We start from the raw sequence: 15,747 nt of genomic DNA, 5'->3' as shown, positions 1-15,747 counted from the left end.
TTCAGCGCGGCGGGATACGCGATTCGCCGGGCACCACGTAGGAAACCGAACGCAAGCCCTCGACCGCGCGCAAGCTGTCCACGAGGCCGGCCAGCTGCTCGGTGCGCACGGTACGGTCGAACAGGATGTCGACCACGTCCTCGCCACTGTCGTGGCGGCGCAGGATGATCTTGAACATCGCCAGGTGATGTCGCGAAAGCACGTCCTCGATCGCCGCCAGCGCAGGCACGTCACCCAGGCGCGCTGTCACGCGCGGGCGACGATTGCGGGTCTGGATGAAACGCCGCTCGATCGGCTTGAGCAAGGCCAGGATCACCCAGATCACCAGGGTGGCCGCGGTCGCCGCGAAGAACATGCCGCTGCCGGCCGCCAGGCCGATCGCCGACACCGCCCACAGCCCCGCCGCCGTGGTCAGCCCGCGAATCACCTGCTCGCGCTGCAGGAACAGGATCGTGCCCGCACCGAGAAAGCCGACGCCGCTGATCACCTGCGCCGCGATGCGCGAGGGGTCGAGCACGATATCGGGCCGCTTGAGCACGTCGGCAAAGCCGAACGCCGAGACGATCATCGCCAGCGCCGCGCCCACGCTGACCAGCATGTGCGTGCGCAAGCCTGCCGCCCATTCGAGCCGCCCACGGTTGACACCGATCACGGCGCCCAGCACGGCCGCCAGCAGCAGTCGAATCAGGATTTCATGAAGCGGGATCATGCAACAACGCCCCGGCAGCCGCGCAAGGCACCCATGGTACCAACCCCGCCGCCAAGCCGTAGGGCGGGCTCTGCCCGCCGGCTTCTGCGCGAGGTTCGGAACTCGACGGCGGGCAGAGCCCGCCCTACGCAGCCGGCAGGGTTTGCAGGTCCCAGCGCGGGCGCACCTGCACGGTTTCGTCCTGATGCTGGCCGCTGGCCAGCCGGATCGCCCCGGCCAAGGCAATCATCGCCCCGTTGTCGGTGCAGAAAACCAGCCGCGGGAAATACACGCGGAATCCGTCCTGTTCCCCGGCAGCGGCCAGGTCGGCCCGCAAGCGGCGGTTGGCGCCGACGCCCCCGGCGATGATCAGCCGCTGCGCCCCGCAGGCTTCCAGCGCCCGCCGGCACTTGATGATCAAGGTGTCGACAATCGCTTCCTCGAAGGCGAGCGCGATATCGGCGCGGGTCTGCTCGCTCTGGTCGGATTTCTGCCAGGCCAGCAGCACCTGGGTTTTCAGGCCCGAGAAACTGAAATCCAGCCCCGGCCGGTTGGTCATCGGCCGGGAGAAGCGGAACTGGCCGGAGCGCCCCTGTTCGGCGAGCTTGGCCAGCGCCGGTCCGCCGGGATAAGGCAGCCCCATCAACTTGGCAGTCTTGTCGAAGGCCTCGCCGGCCGCATCATCCAGCGTGTCGCCCAGGATCGTGTACTGGCCGATCGCTTTCACCTCCACCAGCAGCGAATGCCCACCGGACACCAGCAAGGCAACGAACGGGGGTTCGGGCGGGTCCTCTTCCAGCAACGGCGCCAGCAGGTGACCCTCCATGTGGTGCACGCCGATCGCCGGCACGCCCAGCGCCCAGGCCAGCGCACGCCCCACCGACGCCCCCACCAGCAAGGCGCCGACCAGGCCCGGTCCGGCGGTATAGGCCACCCCGCCCAGATCCTGCACGCCCAAACCCGCCTGCGACAGCGCCTCGCGGATCAGCGGCAGCAGTTTACGCACGTGGTCGCGACTGGCCAGTTCCGGTACCACGCCGCCGTAATTCGCATGCAGCTTGATCTGGCTGTACAGCGTATGGGCCAGCAGGCCGCGGCCGGGCGCGTCCGGTTCCCAGCGCAACAGCGCCACGCCGGTCTCGTCGCAGGAGGTCTCGATACCCAGAATCGGTTTCATTACGTCAGGCTTTGAAAAATTTCTGTTATCCACGGTATAATTCGCGGCTCACCACATTCCACTGTCCTGCAAGAGCAGGCAGATTACCACCCGGAGTTTCCATGCCCAACGTAAAAGTTCGCGAGAACGAGCCGTTCGAGATCGCTCTGCGTCGTTTCAAGCGTACCTGCGAAAAGGCCGGCGTGCTGGCCGAAACGCGCAAGCGTGAGTTCTACGAGAAGCCGACCCAGGAGCGCAAGCGCAAGCGCGCTGCTGCGGTGAAGCGCCACCTGCGTCGCCTGTCGCGTGACGTTTCGCGCAAAGTCCGCCTGTACTGAGTTTCCCGATCCGCCGCCTGAGCGGTGGGTCCTGCGACGCTGCGGCGTCGCACATCCGAGGAAACCGGCCGGCGCGGGAACTCGCAGCCGCCGCAAGCACAGCAGATGAGACCTGGCCGGTGTTGTCCACGCGACAACGCCGGCTTTGTCGTTTTCGCCGTACAGCTCCGCTCACCCTTCCGCCGAGGCCATCGCCATGACCCTGAAACAGCAGATCACCGAAGACATGAAGACCGCCATGCGCAGTGGCGACAAGCAGCGCCTGGGCGTGATCAGGCTGATGCTGGCCGCGCTCAAGCAGCGTGAGGTGGACGAGCGCATCGAGCTGGACGACAGCCAGGTGCTGGCCACGCTGGAAAAGATGCTCAAGCAACGGCGCGACTCGGTCAGCCAGTTCGATGCCGCCGGCCGCGACGACCTGTCGACCATCGAGCGCGCCGAGATGGCGGTGATCGAGACTTACCTGCCGACCAAGCTGGACGACGCCGAAATCGACGCGTTGATCAGCGCCGCCATCGACGAGACCGGCGCCAACTCACCACGCGACATGGGCAAGGTGGTCGCGGCCGTGAAAGCCAAGGCCGCCGGTCGCGCCGACATGGCCGTGGTCTCCGGCAAGATCAAGGCCCGCCTCGCGGGCTGAACGTCCAAACCGCGCGGACTCAACGCGCCACGCTGGCCAGCAAGACCAGGGCCAGACCGATCAGCAGCGCGACGACCACCACGAAAGCCAGGTGACGACGGCGGCGGCGCAGGCGCTGCCAGCTCGCCACATCCAGAAAGTAGCGCCCCTCGCCCGGGCAGCGCAGCACCGCATGGCCCACCAGATGGTGCCAGGCCATACCGGTTTTCAGACCCATCTGCCCGGCCGTGCGCGCCGCCTCCGCGCTGGTCACGCCGGCCCGTTCGAACGCGCGCACGATCGTGTGCTGCCTGTGCATCATCAGCGAGGTGATCACCACGGTGGCATCTCCCAGAGCAGCCGGACCGCACAGCTTGCCGCGTGCCGATGGCTGCGGCAAGCACCACCATGCATGGCCTTCACGCCTTCCCCGCTACAAAGCATAGACACCCCTCGCACCTTGCAGGAGAACCTCATGCTGAAGTGGGCCATCATTCTTGGCATCGTCTCGTTGATTTCCGGCTGGCTCGGCTTCAGCGGCATATCCGGCGTCACCGGCACCATCGCCAAGATCCTGTTCTTCATCTTCGTCATTCTTTTCGTGTTGGCGATGCTGGCCTTGTTCGCCATCATCTGACCGTCACGAGAAACGCACGGTCTGCCCGTCATTGCATGCGGTGGCGATCAGGATCCAGGGTGCGCACGCTGGCGCGTCGTGAACGGCGCCCGTTGTCCACCTGACGCACCGCCAGCGCAGGCGACGCACGTCCGGCCAGGGATGGTCGTCACGTGGTGCCGCGAGCCTCGTCCGGGGAGGTCTGCGCCAGCCGTGCCACGATTCGGGCGGCAAGCGACTAAACTAGGCCGCTTATGCGCGGCCTTATTCCCGACAGTTTCATTGATGAATTGCTTGCTCGCGTCGACATCGTCGCAGTGATCGAGCAGCGGGTGCCGTTGAAGAAGGCCGGGCGCGAGTGGACCGCCTGTTGCCCGTTCCACAACGAGCGTTCGCCTTCGTTCACGGTCAGCCCGACCAAGCAGTTTTTCCACTGCTTCGGCTGCGGCGTGCACGGCAGCGCGATCAAGTTCCTGATGGACTACGACCGGCTGGAGTTCCCCGATGCGGTCGAGGAGCTGGCCCAGACGGTGGGCCTCACCGTACCGCGCGAGGGCGGCCGCGACGCGCGCCCGCGCGAGGACAAGACCGACCTGTACGATCTGCTTGACGCCGCCGCGCTCTGGTACGAGAACCAGCTGCCCGGCAACGCCGACGCGCAGGCCTACTGCAAGAAGCGCGGGCTGGATGCCGAGACGATCAAGCGCTTCCGTCTGGGCTGGGCGCCCGCCGGCTACGACGGCGTGATGAAACAGCTGGGCACCAATGACCGGCGCAGGGCCTTGCTCGACGAAGCGGGCATGATCGCCACCGGCGATCGGGGCAAGTACGACCGTTTCCGTGAACGGCTGATGTTTCCGATCCTGGATCGGCGCGGACGCGTGATCGCCTTCGGCGGGCGCGTCCTGAGTGCGGACAAGTCTCCCAAGTACCTCAACTCGCCGGAGACCCCGCTGTTCCACAAGGGCCGCGAGTTGTTCGCGCTGTGGCAAGTGAAGCAGGCCAACCAGAGCCTGACCCGGATCATGGTGGTCGAGGGCTACATGGATGTGATCGCCCTGCACCAGGCCGGCCTGCCGATCGCGGTGGCCACCCTGGGCACGGCGACCACACCCGAACACACCGAGCTGCTGTTCCGCGCCGCGCCGGATGTGGTGTTCTGTTTCGACGGCGATCGCGCCGGGCGCGCCGCGGCATGGAAGGCGCTGGAATCGGCACTGCCGCGCTTGCGGGACGGTCGCCAGGCGTACTTCTTGTTCCTGCCGGACGGCGAGGACCCGGATTCGCTGGTGCGCAAGGAGGGCAAGGACGGCCTGGAGAAGCGCATCAAGGAGGCGATGCCGCTCTCGGACTATTTCTTCAACGAGCTTTCGCAAGACGTCGACATGGCCAGCCTCGACGGCCGCGCCCGGCTGGCCGAGCGCGCCCGACCGCTGCTCGCCAAGCTGCCCGACGGTGCATTCCGCGACCTGATGGCGCAGGAACTGGAGAAACGCAGCGGCGCCCGCGCGATGCTGCAAGCCGACCCCGCCACGCACCGCGCGATGCAACGCCCGATGGCAGTGCAGCGCAGTCTGGTACGCAGCGCGATTTCGCTGCTGCTGACCCAGCCCGGCCTGGCCGACCAGGTCGAGAAGCCCTACCGCTTCCTGCGCCTGGACAAGCCGGGGGTGGAATTGCTGGCCGAATTGCTGGACGTGGCGCGGGCGCGACCCGGCATCAATCCGGCGATGCTGGTCGAGCATTTCGCCGAACGCACCGAATACCCCTCGTTGCAAAAGCTGATGGCCGCCACCGTGGTGGGCGAGCCCGAAGCGCAGGCCGCCGAGTTTTTCGACGCCTTGGGCCGGATGGAGGAGCAGGCGGTCACCCAGCGTCGCGACGCGCTCACCGCCAAGAGCCGCGAAGGCGCGCTGGACAGCGCGGAAAAGGCCGAGCTGCGCGAACTGCTGGCGGCACGGGTGCCGCCGCCGGCCGCTTCGGCATGAGTCCCGTGGCCTTGCCCGAGCCACGCCCCGCGCTGTGGCACGCCGTCCCACCCCGCTACCGCAGGCGCACGGCTGTGGGATCATCCAGGGTCGCAACCGGAGAGCTGCCGCACGAGGCGCAAGGACACTGATGGATCTGCTGCAGCAACTGGTCACGATTTTTGCCGAGAACGGCTATCTGGCGGTGTTCATCGCGCTGATGATCTGCGGCGCCGGCCTGCCGTTGCCGGAAGACATCACCCTGGTTGCCGGCGGCGTGATCGCCGGGCTGGGCTATGCGAACGTGCATGCAATGTTCGCGCTGGCGATGTTCGGCGTGCTGCTTGGTGATTGCGCGATTTTCCTGCTGGGTTACCGCTTCGGCGCGCGCATCCTGCAGTGGCGCTTCGTAGCCCGCATCCTCACCCCGTCGCGCTACGCCAAGGTGCAGGAAAAATTCCACCGCTACGGCAACCGCGTGCTGTTCATCGCGCGCTTCCTGCCCGGCATGCGCACCACCGTCTACCTCACCGCCGGCATGACCCACCGGGTCTCGTTCCTGCGCTTCCTGCTGCTCGACGGTGCCGCCGCGCTGATCAGCGTGCCGTTCTGGGTCTACCTGGGCTATTTCGGCGCCGACAATCACCAATGGCTGCTGACCTGGATGCACCGCGGCCAGGCCAGCCTTTGGATCATCCTCGGCATCCTGCTGTTGGTGCTGCTGATTGCCTGGTGGCGACACCGGCGCCGCTCGGACTGCGCACAGGACTGAACGGCTACATGCAGCGGCGGCGATCCTTCCCCGACAACTTCACCCTGGCCCTGCTCGCCACGGTGCTGCTGGCCTCGCTGCTGCCCTGCCGCGGCGAGACGGCCCGCGTTTTCAACCTCGTGACCGACATCGCGATCGCGCTGCTGTTTTTCCTGCATGGCGCCAAGTTGCCGCGCCAGGCGATCGTGCAGGGCATGACCCACTGGCGACTGCACCTGACCGTGCTCGCCAGCACCTTCATTTTGTTCCCCGTGCTCGGCTTGTTGCTGCGGCCATTTGCGCACATGCTGCTTACGCCCGACCTGACCATGGGCCTGCTTTTCGTGTGCCTGCTGCCATCGACCGTGCAATCGTCGATCGCGTTCACCTCGATCGCCGGCGGCAACGTGCCGGCCGCGGTGGTGAGTGCCTCGATGTCGAACCTGATCGGCATCGCGCTGACGCCGTTGCTGGTCGGACTGCTGCTGGAAAGCCACGGTGCAGGCGTTTCCTGGCGCGGCGTGCTCGACATCGTGTTGCTCCTGCTGTTGCCCTTCACGCTGGGCCATCTGGCCAGACACTGGATCGGACGCTTCATCGATCGCCACAAACCGCTGATCGGATTCACCGACCAGGGCACGATCCTGTTGGTGGTCTACACCGCCTTCAGCGCCGCGGTGGTGGAGGGGCTCTGGCGCGAAACGCCGCTATCGGCCCTGCTGGCCACCCTGGTCGCGTGCGCCCTGCTGCTGGCGCTGGTGATGCCGATCGTCACCTGGAGCGCACGTCGACTGGGATTCTCCCGCGAAGACGAAATCACCATCGTGTTCTGCGGCTCCAAGAAAAGCATGGCCAGCGGCATTCCGATGGCAAAGATCCTCTTCGCCGGTCAGCTCGGCGGCCTCGGCGCGCTGGTGCTGCCGTTGATGATCTTCCACCAGCTGCAGCTGATGGTGTGCGCGGTGGTCGCTAGGCGGTATGCGGCGCGCGGGGTGCAACTCGTTGTCGAGGATGATCGCGAGGCGGATTGATTGTTGCGGCTGTCGCGATAGTCGCCTGGACGACAAACCACTGTAGGAGCGCACCCTGTGCGCGATGCTCTTGTGGCATTCAGAGCCAAGAGCTTTCGTGCGCCTTCGGCGCCCGAGTTACCTTCTCTTTTGCGTGCTCAAAAAGAAAGATAACCAAAGAGAAAGAGCACCCCGCTTGGCGCTTGCCGGGCATCGGGCAACCGCTCCTGCGTTGCCTCAACTCGGGTATCCATGTCCTCGCCATGCCCAACAAGTCCGTGAGCCGGGGCCCGGCTTTTCGTACGGGCATCGGCCAACCGCTCCTGCGTTGCTTCAACTCCGGCATCCATGCCGTCGCCTGCCCGTGCGAAAAGGCATCGACATCCTTGTCGATGCCCGCTGCGCGGCCTGTCGTCCCCGTCTTACCGCCGCACAGGGGCCCCGGACAGAGCAGTGGGCCATCCTGGCCCGCACTCGGTGCGCAACCGCGTTGCGGTTGCGAAAGGCGAAGAACGACTCGACGCAGTCAATGCCCCGATGTACTGCTTCAGTAGATGCGAAACAATCGTATGCCGCCAACTTTCGGCCAAAAAGAGACGGTCGCGTTCCCCAAATTCATGCCGCAAAGCTTCAGTTCAACATCGATGCTACGCGGCCCGACTAGCAACCGACATCGCCAGCTGCACGTACAGTCTGTTGCTTGGAACCCTTCGACACGTTGAATGATACGGTGAATCTTGTGACCTCACAGGAGTCATCATCTTTTGGACAAGCCCAGGTAACCCGGTATTTGGCCTTGACCAACACGTCGTGGCTTTTGAACGTTCGCTCCATGACATCTCCGACTTTTTCGAGTGTTCCGTGCTCCGAGGCAAGAGCAAGCTCTACGTCCGAGCCGTCTATATTCATGAGTGAACGGGAGTCGTCGACTTCCACTAGAAATACAAAGCCAGGCCCGACGGTTCGCGCGGATGCGCTCCAAGCGCATCCGTCAATCGCATGTTGATCCTTCAACGGCGCCACCAAATGACCGGGGGTCGCCGACCAAACGCGACTAGTAGCCCCCAGGAGAACAAGCAAAACAGCAGAGGATTTGATTAGCCGCACGGTGAGCCACCTAACGCTTGAGTTGAGCGGCGGCGTGGCCGTGAGACTCGAATGAGTGGTTAGGTGCACCTGCCACTATGCACCTGGGGAAACCACGATTGCACCGGTTTCCCGGTCTATGGTGACAAACACGGCACAGCCCGGAGCAGGCCTCTTGCAAACGAGTAAGAAGAACCATTTCTTTCCGTCATGACTCATATCACCATCGAAGGAGAGCAGCGAAAAGTCTTGTAGGTTACAACCTTGCGTGGTTGCCGCCGGGCGAGCCACCTGCAAAGCTTCATCATGATTCATCTCGCCAGAAGTGGGAGGCGCGTGACTGCATCCCTGCACCAAGCAGAGAGAGGCCGCGAAGGAAATTGTGCGAAGACAAGTTGACACCGTTGGACCTGATGCTGGAGTGAAGTGACGCGCGGTACTCGTGTCCGCTTGGACATGTGGCTAGGTGGTTTACCACGTGGCGAGATGTCCCAACCGCAGTCGCTGTAACCGCCACCACTTGATCTTGACTTGGTGGGCCACACGTCTAGCGTGATCCTCTTCTTCGTCTTGAGGCTTGAATGAAGAGGCAGCGACCTGCACTCCTGCTTTCTGGAAACGCTCGGAGCATCGCCGATTGGATCGAAGAACCGGTTGGAACTGACTAGGACTGTAAAGGCCCCGGGCGCAACGGAGATGCACACGGCTTGGCCACTAGACAGCGCCATGCAGTAAGCAGGGATGGAGCCATTGAAGTTGGTGAAAACGCCGACGGTGCTGGGATGGCCACTCATTGAGCCCTCGTCCTCGGGGTGCTCGAAACACAACTTGGACGCCAAGCCCGGAAGGCTCGCATATGGCGTTGAAATCGATTGGCGCGCAGCCAGAGACGCTACCGCCACTGCGACAATTGACGGTGCGAGCATCGCGCGCTCCTCCACACCTGACGCTTGAGCTCAGCCTCCTGCAACCCGCTTAGCGGCATGAAGGTCGGCTTCAGCGAATGGTTATACCCGAAACGCTCATGCCTTGGTCTCGAGCGGCGGAGTCCAAGCCTGGCGTGCCTTGTCTTTTGCATTTTGTACGATATTGTCACCATGGGACAAAATGATTTTGTCAAAGTCCCATTCTAGAATACTGCCTAGCGAGGCCCGCGCAGCGCGTTTGTCTCTCCAGCCGAACTGATACTCCGGGGCGGGCCTAGGTTTGTTCCACATCCGGAGCACAAGCTTCCACAAAGTCTTGAGTGGCCAATTGACACCGGCGGTCTTATCCGTGATGTACTCGATCGAATCGACGAGCAAAAGTGTTTTACTTGGTCTGTGCAACATCGCCACTTCCCACACATACCTGCTGCCTCGAATCAGTATCTGATTCATTGTGTTGCACCATGCCGCGGGAGCGCGGGACCCCAATATCCAATCAAAATACAGACTCGGATTCCTGCGTTCGATACCCGGACAAATGTACGTTTCTGCATGCGGGAATCGAGCTTGTGCTTGCGCCACGTACATATGATGCAACAGCCCAGGAGCAACGATATAGCACACCTCTCCCAGTCCATTGATGACTGCCGTCACAGCGTCATCAATTGGTCCTGGAGAGTGCAACAGCAATTTATTGTCGGCAAGGCGGACAATGCTCATCCGCGCATTAAAAGCGATACCAGCGATCTTGATCGGATAATCCATAGTCCAGATCCAGTCTTCGCAAAACGTGGTCAGCTGCATCGGTGTGCCTGAAGTGTCTTGTAGGTATAACGCTGGAATGAAGCGGCGCGCGTTACGTGCGTCCGCCTGGACGAGTGGTTAGGCATCACCGTGAGATATGCCTAGTACCCAAACAACACCCTTGCTGCTATTAAGCGCGAAAAGCGGAAAGCACGCCACCACTTACTTTGGCCGCCGTCAGGTTAGCGAATAGAAGCCCTGACTCAACCCCACTTGATACCGCGTTGACGAGCCTACGCTCAATCTCGATAGCGGAAATACTGCACTGCTTCTCGTGTCCCGGAAAGACGAAACTCACTTGGTCTCCGACCGTGACGCAAGCACAGACCACCCAACCTTGCAGTACAGTGCCTTTCTCATCCACAGGATAGATCCGCTTCACATCCAGTAGAAATGCTGCGGTCATATGGCCTAGCGCTGGAGTTGAGCGCTGGCGGGGTCGTTCGCCTCGAACGGATGGTTAGGCCTATTCGCGCTTTGAAGAAGCGGGCTGCGCCCCATCTCTAGCGAGGATTTCAGCAAGCGTTGGCTCGCACATTTGCTGTCGACGGAGGTTTCCCCGATGAAGCAAGTATTGCCCGGCTCCAGGAGCAACGGCGAGTGCGAGCAGCGCGAAGGCGACAAGAGCGGGGACCATCTTCCCCTCGCCTCGGATCTCGGCAAAGACAAGAAGTAGGATTAGCGCCGTTGCGAGGAAGCAAAGGGTTGAATACACAATGAGAAAGCGTGCGCTTGTAAATAGGCGAAGCGCACAGAATGCGAAGGCCACCAGCAGAAGGGCTAGTGCTGCTACAGGTGAATAGACGACGAACAAGAGCGGCAATAGACCACTGAAATCCGACGCCAGAGCAGATAATGGGAGCACTAGAAGTAGCAAGGCAAGAAGGGGCGTCTTCGCTTTCATAGGCCTCACGCTGGAATTGAGCTGCGCGCGTTTTCGCGCGTCCGCTTGGACGACGGGTTAGGCGACGTTGCCGCCGGACGTGGCGAGCGAGACGTTGCCGGAAATGGCACGGTGAACCCGATAGACACCACGAGCGCCAAAGCCGAGGAAGGCAAAACCAACTATGGCCAGCGTCTCGACGAACAGGGTGGGATTGCTGAACGTGAGTGGACGTGGAAAAAATCCGAGTGAGATGGCGCTGAACGTGAGCAACGCGGTACCGACGACCATAAGCAATGCAGATTCGATGACCTTCATGTGCAAATCCCCTTTTGCAGTTGAGTTGAGCGGCGGCACGACCGTCCGCCTGGGACGAATGGTTAGCTGCCGCTCAGTGGGCGGGACAAGTGTAGCCCTGCACTTGCTTGATGACTTTGATTGGCGACGTGCGGGATGCGTAACGCCATTTGGCCACACCATGCTTCACGGCCACGTCGCAAGCGCGATCGCGCGAAGACTCTTTGATTGATACGTCAGAAACGCTGCCGTCAGACAGCACGTTGAACACCACCGTTGCAACACAAACCCCAGATCTCGACCAGCACGCATCCGCGGGAGTGCGAATGGCCGGCGCAGCGATGGGCACTGGCTCAGTGCCTGACGTGCAACCGATGAATACGAACAACAGAATGCCGATGATTTCCATAGACGGCTAACGCTAGGTAGTGCCTCGATTCGGCAAGATGCGTGGGCTGTTCAGTTTCTCGTGCGCCCCTGGAGCGTCTTGAATCCTACACGAGATCAAATCGTTGTCGGTTGCTCCCCGAGTTGGCGTCGTCGTTTTGCTACGACGCAAGACATTTTATCTGCGGGGTTGGGTTGTATCCATCACCGTCTGCCGGAGTATCTTCGTCCGTCGCACCTTGACCGTTCCACCTCGGCTCGGGAGGGTCGCCAACCCATGGGCGTCAGACGAGGCATTTTGCGCCTGGGAGACGTCGTCATCAGGTGGGCCCTCGGTTCATCATGTGCGACGCCAGGCACCACTCGCGAGATGATGAGCCAGTTGTCACAGGAGCAACGCATTTGAGGGATCGGGTCCACTCGCTTGGTCAAGTGTGATTTGGCGATTACTTTCAGGTGATATCACGCGGCAATCTGCCGCGACTCCCTTGGCTGTTGGCTCGGCTCTTCTGAGGAGTGCGGGCCAGGATGGCCCGCTGCTCTACCCGGGCCCCTGTGCGGCGGCGAGGCGGGGTCGACAGGCCGCGCAGCGGGAGTCGACAGGCGAGGGCATGGATGCCCGAGTTGAGGCAACGCAGGAGCGGTTGCCCGAGGTCGACTCCTTTTCGCCAGCACAAGGATGTGCTGTCAAAAAACCCGGCCCCCGCTCACGGACTTGCCGCCCATGGATGGGCGGCAAGCGCCAAGTGGGGTGTCGTTTTCTCTTGGGTACTTCTCTTTTGGACAAGCAAAAAAGAAGTACCTCGGCTGCCAAAGGCAGACGAAATCTCTTGCTTTAGACGCACAACAAGAGCATCGCGCACGACCGAAGGAAGTCCCTTGCGGACAGGCTGCGCTCCCACGAAGGACGGAAGAAGCCGGCAGCGATCAGAGCCAGCGTCCGTACCTGCGGATGTAGATCAGTTTCATCAACTGGGTCAGCACGCAATAGCTGACCAAGGTCAGCGCCAGCCATGCGAAATACATCGGTGGCAAGGGCGACATGCCGATGTGTGCGCCCAACGTCGAGAACGGTATCAGCATGCCGAGGACGATGATCGCCAGGGTCAATCCCAGCACCGGCGCGGCGGCAACGCTCTGCACGAACGGGATACGGCGGGTGCGGATCATGTGCACGATCAGGGTCTGCGAGAGCAGGCCCTCGATGAACCAGCCGGACTGGAACAGCGACTGGTGCTCCGGCGCGTTGGCGCCGAACACGTGCCACATCAGCCAGAACGTGGTGATGTCGAAAATCGAGCTGACCGGCCCGATCCACACCATGAATCGCCCGATGTCGCCGGCATCCCACTTGCGTGGCTTGCTCAGGTATTCCTCGTCCATGCGGTCGAACGGGATCGACAACTGCGATATGTCGTACAGCAGGTTCTGCACCAGGATCTGCAGCGGCAACATCGGCAGGAACGGCAGGAACGCGCTGGCCACCAGCACGCTGAACACGTTTCCGAAGTTCGAACTGGCGGTCATCTTGATGTACTTCATGATGTTGCCGAAGGTAATGCGGCCTTCCAGCACGCCCTCCTCCAGCACCATCAGGTTCTTTTCCAGCAGGATGATGTCGGCTGATTCCTTGGCGATGTCGGTGGCGGTATCCACCGAGATGCCGACGTCGGCATCGTGCAGGGCCGGCGCGTCGTTGATGCCGTCGCCGAGAAAGCCGACCGTGTGGCCCAGTCGCTGCAGCGAACGCACCACCCGCGCCTTCTGCAGCGGCGACATCTTGGCGAACACGGTGACCCGGGCGACCAGCGCGTCCAGCGCGCGGTCATCCAGCGGTTCGATCTCCCTGCCCTCGACCGAGTGCTCGACATCGAGGCCGACTTCGCGACAGATCTTGCGGGTCACCGCCTCGTTGTCGCCGGTGACCACTTTCACCGCGACGCCGTGCTGATGCAGCGCGCGGATCGCGGTGGCGGCCGAGTCCTTCGGTGGATCGAGGAAGGCCAGCAGGCCGATGGCGACCAGTCCGCTCTCGTCGGCAACGCCGTACGCACAGGAGCGGGCCGGTTCCCGTCGTACCGCCACCACCAATACGCGCAGGCCATCCTGGTTGAGCCGGTGGGTGATCTGCTTGATCGAATCGCGGCGCGCGTCGGTCATCGCTTCGGTGACCTCGCCGACCCGCGCGTGGGCGCAGATCGACAGCATTTCCTCGACCGCGCCCTTGCAGATCAGCAGGTGTTCCCCACCACCGTCGGTGACCACCACCGACATGCGCCGGCGCTGGAAGTCGAACGGGATCTCATCGACCACCCGAAAGCGCGCGGCCACGGACTCCAGATCCCGGTGCGCCAGCACCGCCTTGTCCAGCAGGTTCTTCAGGCCGGTCTGGAAATGGCTGTTGAGATAGCCGTATTCCAGCGCCTCGCCGGATTCCTCGCCTTCGAGGTCGAGATGGCGTTCCAGCACGATCTTGTCCAGCGTCAACGTGCCGGTCTTGTCGGTGCACAGCACATCCATCGCGCCAAAGTTCTGGATCGCATTGAGCTGTTTCACCACCACCTTGCGCCGCGACATCGCCAGCGCGCCCTTGGACAGGTTGGCGGTCACGATCAGCGGCAGCATTTCCGGGGTCAGCCCGACCGCGATCGACAGCGCAAACAGGAAGGCCTCGGTCCAGTCGTGCTTGTCCAGTCCGTTGATCAGGAACACGATCGGCACCATCACCGCCATGAAGCGGATCAGCAGCCAGCTCACCGAACGGATGCCGCGATCGAAGCTGGTCTGCACGCGCTGGCCGCTCATGCTGTGGGCCAGCGAGCCGAGATAACTGCGCGCACCGGTGGCCAGCACCACGGCGGTCGCGGTGCCGCTGACCACGTTGGTGCCCATGTAGCAGATGCTGGTGAGCTCCAGCGGATTGCCCACCGCGTCGCCGTCCGACGTCGACGGCAGCGGCGCAGCCTTCTCCACCGGCAGCGACTCGCCGGTGAGAATCGCCTGGCTGATGAAAAGGTCCTTGGCGCCGAGCAGGCGCAAGTCGGCCGGCACCATGTCGCCGGCAGACAGCTGCACGATGTCGCCGACAACCAGCTCGCGCACCGGCACTTCGATCCGCTCGCTGTGCCCGTCCGAGGCACGGCGCAGCACGGCGGCGGTATTGCGCACCATTGCCTTGAGCTGCTCGGCCGCGCGCGACGAACGGTATTCCTGGGTGAAGCTCAGGACCACGCTGATGCCCACCATCACCGCGATGATGACCGGCCCCGTCAGGTCGCCGCGGTCGCTGAACAGCTGCACGCCGGCCAGCACCAGCAGTACCACGATGAACGGATTCTTGAACGCACGCAGCAGCTGCAGGGTCCAGTGTGGCGGCTTCTCGCGCGATACCTCGTTGAGGCCGTCGCGGTGCAGCCGCTCATTGATCTGCACTTCGTCAAGGCCGTGATGGCTGGTCTCCAGCATGTCCAGCAGTGAAGCGGTATCGCGTACGGCGTGCTGAGTCACAGTGCGATCTGCGGACCACGCGGCGCCGCCACCCATGGCTTCGCCGGCAGGCGCGGTGAATTGCTTGCTCATGACTCGCGTCCATGTGCGGAAATACTGGGGAGAGGTACGCCGCCGGCGCCACCCGGGCGACAACCTGGGCCGGGCACGGGGTCACCCTTGGGTCCTGCGAAGGAGGCGAGCTCAGCGGCGCCCGCTGCCGAGCCGCAGGTGGCGCGAAGAACGCAGGAAAGAGGCCGGTTCACGCCGCGGTGCGCTGGTCCGCGGCAACTCGACCGGCACCGGCCTGGCTGCCGCTTGCTCGGCCAACGGCGCGGGTACGGTCACACTGAAGTCATGCGGCAGCGACGCCGGACGGCTTGGGGCCGTGCGGACGCCGGCAAGGCGCAGGTGAAAGAAATCGCGAAGGAGCTTCATTAGCCCATCTCCTCATGACGACGCCCTCGGCGTCGTCTCCGGAGGGGCTGCGCCTAACCCTGGATCAGGAAGGCACCAGCCGACCGCAGGCGGTCGCCACAGGCGTTCAACAGGTTGTTGTGCGGCGCCGGCACCCGAAGCGAGCGGGTGTCGACGTTGCGACTAGGGTAGACGTCCATATGCCTTGGTTTGTCAGAACTGGGAACCAACCGACGCAGCGCGCCGGAGGGCGCGCGCATTGTCGTGCTGCGCCGCGAATGTGTCAATCTCGACAGCAGCGAAAGTTTCTGCG

The 15,747-nt window shown here is 63.1% G+C and carries 15 protein-coding genes; 6 read left to right on the top strand and 9 right to left on the bottom strand.

What is annotated here, in order from left to right; all coding sequences use genetic code 11:
• Window position 1: 1 nt before the first annotated feature.
• The gene (locus AC0L58_RS01030; protein WP_473685811.1) at window positions 2-709 is read right to left on the bottom strand and encodes an MgtC/SapB family protein; all 708 of its coding nucleotides are present in this window, start codon (window positions 707-709) and stop codon (window positions 2-4) included.
• Window positions 710-833: 124 nt separating this feature from the next.
• Entirely contained in the window at window positions 834-1,865 is a 1,032-nt protein-coding gene (tsaD, locus tag AC0L58_RS01025; RefSeq protein WP_473685809.1) for a tRNA (adenosine(37)-N6)-threonylcarbamoyltransferase complex transferase subunit TsaD, read from the bottom strand.
• Between the two features lie 101 nt (window positions 1,866-1,966).
• On the opposite strand from tsaD, the gene rpsU reads away from it, so the two are divergent.
• Window positions 1,967-2,182, top strand: coding sequence for a 30S ribosomal protein S21 (gene rpsU, locus AC0L58_RS01020; protein WP_007081639.1), 216 nt, complete (start codon window positions 1,967-1,969; stop codon window positions 2,180-2,182).
• A gap of 196 nt (window positions 2,183-2,378) precedes the next feature.
• A complete protein-coding gene (locus AC0L58_RS01015; protein WP_473685805.1) occupies window positions 2,379-2,825 on the top strand; it encodes a GatB/YqeY domain-containing protein in 447 nt (148 codons plus the stop codon).
• 19 nt (window positions 2,826-2,844) lie between these two features.
• Here AC0L58_RS01015 and AC0L58_RS01010 read toward each other — a convergent pair whose 3' ends face one another.
• The gene (locus AC0L58_RS01010) at window positions 2,845-3,204 is read right to left on the bottom strand and encodes a hypothetical protein (protein ID WP_473685803.1); all 360 of its coding nucleotides are present in this window, start codon (window positions 3,202-3,204) and stop codon (window positions 2,845-2,847) included.
• Between the two features lie 75 nt (window positions 3,205-3,279).
• On the opposite strand from AC0L58_RS01010, the gene AC0L58_RS01005 reads away from it, so the two are divergent.
• The 4 genes from AC0L58_RS01005 to AC0L58_RS00990 all read left to right on the top strand — a co-directional run bounded on the left by AC0L58_RS01005 (window position 3,280) and on the right by AC0L58_RS00990 (window position 7,169).
• Complete coding sequence (locus tag AC0L58_RS01005; protein WP_473685801.1) at window positions 3,280-3,441, top strand: DUF1328 domain-containing protein; 162 nt, start codon at window positions 3,280-3,282, stop codon at window positions 3,439-3,441.
• 233 nt (window positions 3,442-3,674) lie between these two features.
• On the top strand, window positions 3,675-5,408 hold the full coding sequence (gene dnaG, locus AC0L58_RS01000; RefSeq protein ID WP_473685799.1) for a DNA primase: 1,734 nt from the start codon (window positions 3,675-3,677) through the stop codon (window positions 5,406-5,408).
• A gap of 130 nt (window positions 5,409-5,538) precedes the next feature.
• The gene (locus tag AC0L58_RS00995; protein ID WP_473685797.1) at window positions 5,539-6,159 is read left to right on the top strand and encodes a DedA family protein; all 621 of its coding nucleotides are present in this window, start codon (window positions 5,539-5,541) and stop codon (window positions 6,157-6,159) included.
• 8 nt (window positions 6,160-6,167) lie between these two features.
• Entirely contained in the window at window positions 6,168-7,169 is a 1,002-nt protein-coding gene (locus AC0L58_RS00990) for a bile acid:sodium symporter family protein (RefSeq protein WP_473685795.1), read from the top strand.
• A gap of 2,087 nt (window positions 7,170-9,256) precedes the next feature.
• On the opposite strand, the gene AC0L58_RS00985 is transcribed toward AC0L58_RS00990, so the two are convergent.
• The 6 genes from AC0L58_RS00985 to AC0L58_RS00960 form a co-directional block, all read right to left on the bottom strand.
• Window positions 9,257-9,964, bottom strand: coding sequence for a DUF4336 domain-containing protein (locus AC0L58_RS00985; RefSeq protein WP_473685793.1), 708 nt, complete (start codon window positions 9,962-9,964; stop codon window positions 9,257-9,259).
• Between the two features lie 961 nt (window positions 9,965-10,925).
• Window positions 10,926-11,165: a hypothetical protein gene (locus tag AC0L58_RS00980; protein ID WP_473685791.1), complete on the bottom strand. Its 240-nt coding sequence runs from the start codon at window positions 11,163-11,165 to the stop codon at window positions 10,926-10,928.
• 73 nt (window positions 11,166-11,238) lie between these two features.
• On the bottom strand, window positions 11,239-11,553 hold the full coding sequence (locus AC0L58_RS00975; RefSeq protein ID WP_473685789.1) for an energy transducer TonB: 315 nt from the start codon (window positions 11,551-11,553) through the stop codon (window positions 11,239-11,241).
• Window positions 11,554-12,458: 905 nt separating this feature from the next.
• Complete coding sequence (mgtA, locus tag AC0L58_RS00970) at window positions 12,459-15,074, bottom strand: magnesium-translocating P-type ATPase (RefSeq protein WP_473688518.1); 2,616 nt, start codon at window positions 15,072-15,074, stop codon at window positions 12,459-12,461.
• 147 nt (window positions 15,075-15,221) lie between these two features.
• Window positions 15,222-15,455, bottom strand: coding sequence for a hypothetical protein (locus AC0L58_RS00965; RefSeq protein WP_473685787.1), 234 nt, complete (start codon window positions 15,453-15,455; stop codon window positions 15,222-15,224).
• A 53-nt stretch (window positions 15,456-15,508) separates the two neighbouring features.
• Window positions 15,509-15,634, bottom strand: coding sequence for a hypothetical protein (locus AC0L58_RS00960; RefSeq protein WP_473685785.1), 126 nt, complete (start codon window positions 15,632-15,634; stop codon window positions 15,509-15,511).
• Window positions 15,635-15,747: the final 113 nt, after the last annotated feature.

The sequence above is a fragment of the Rhodanobacter sp. G2-10 genome (genome assembly GCF_055809185.1).
This window is presented reverse-complemented; position numbering and strand designations above follow the sequence as displayed.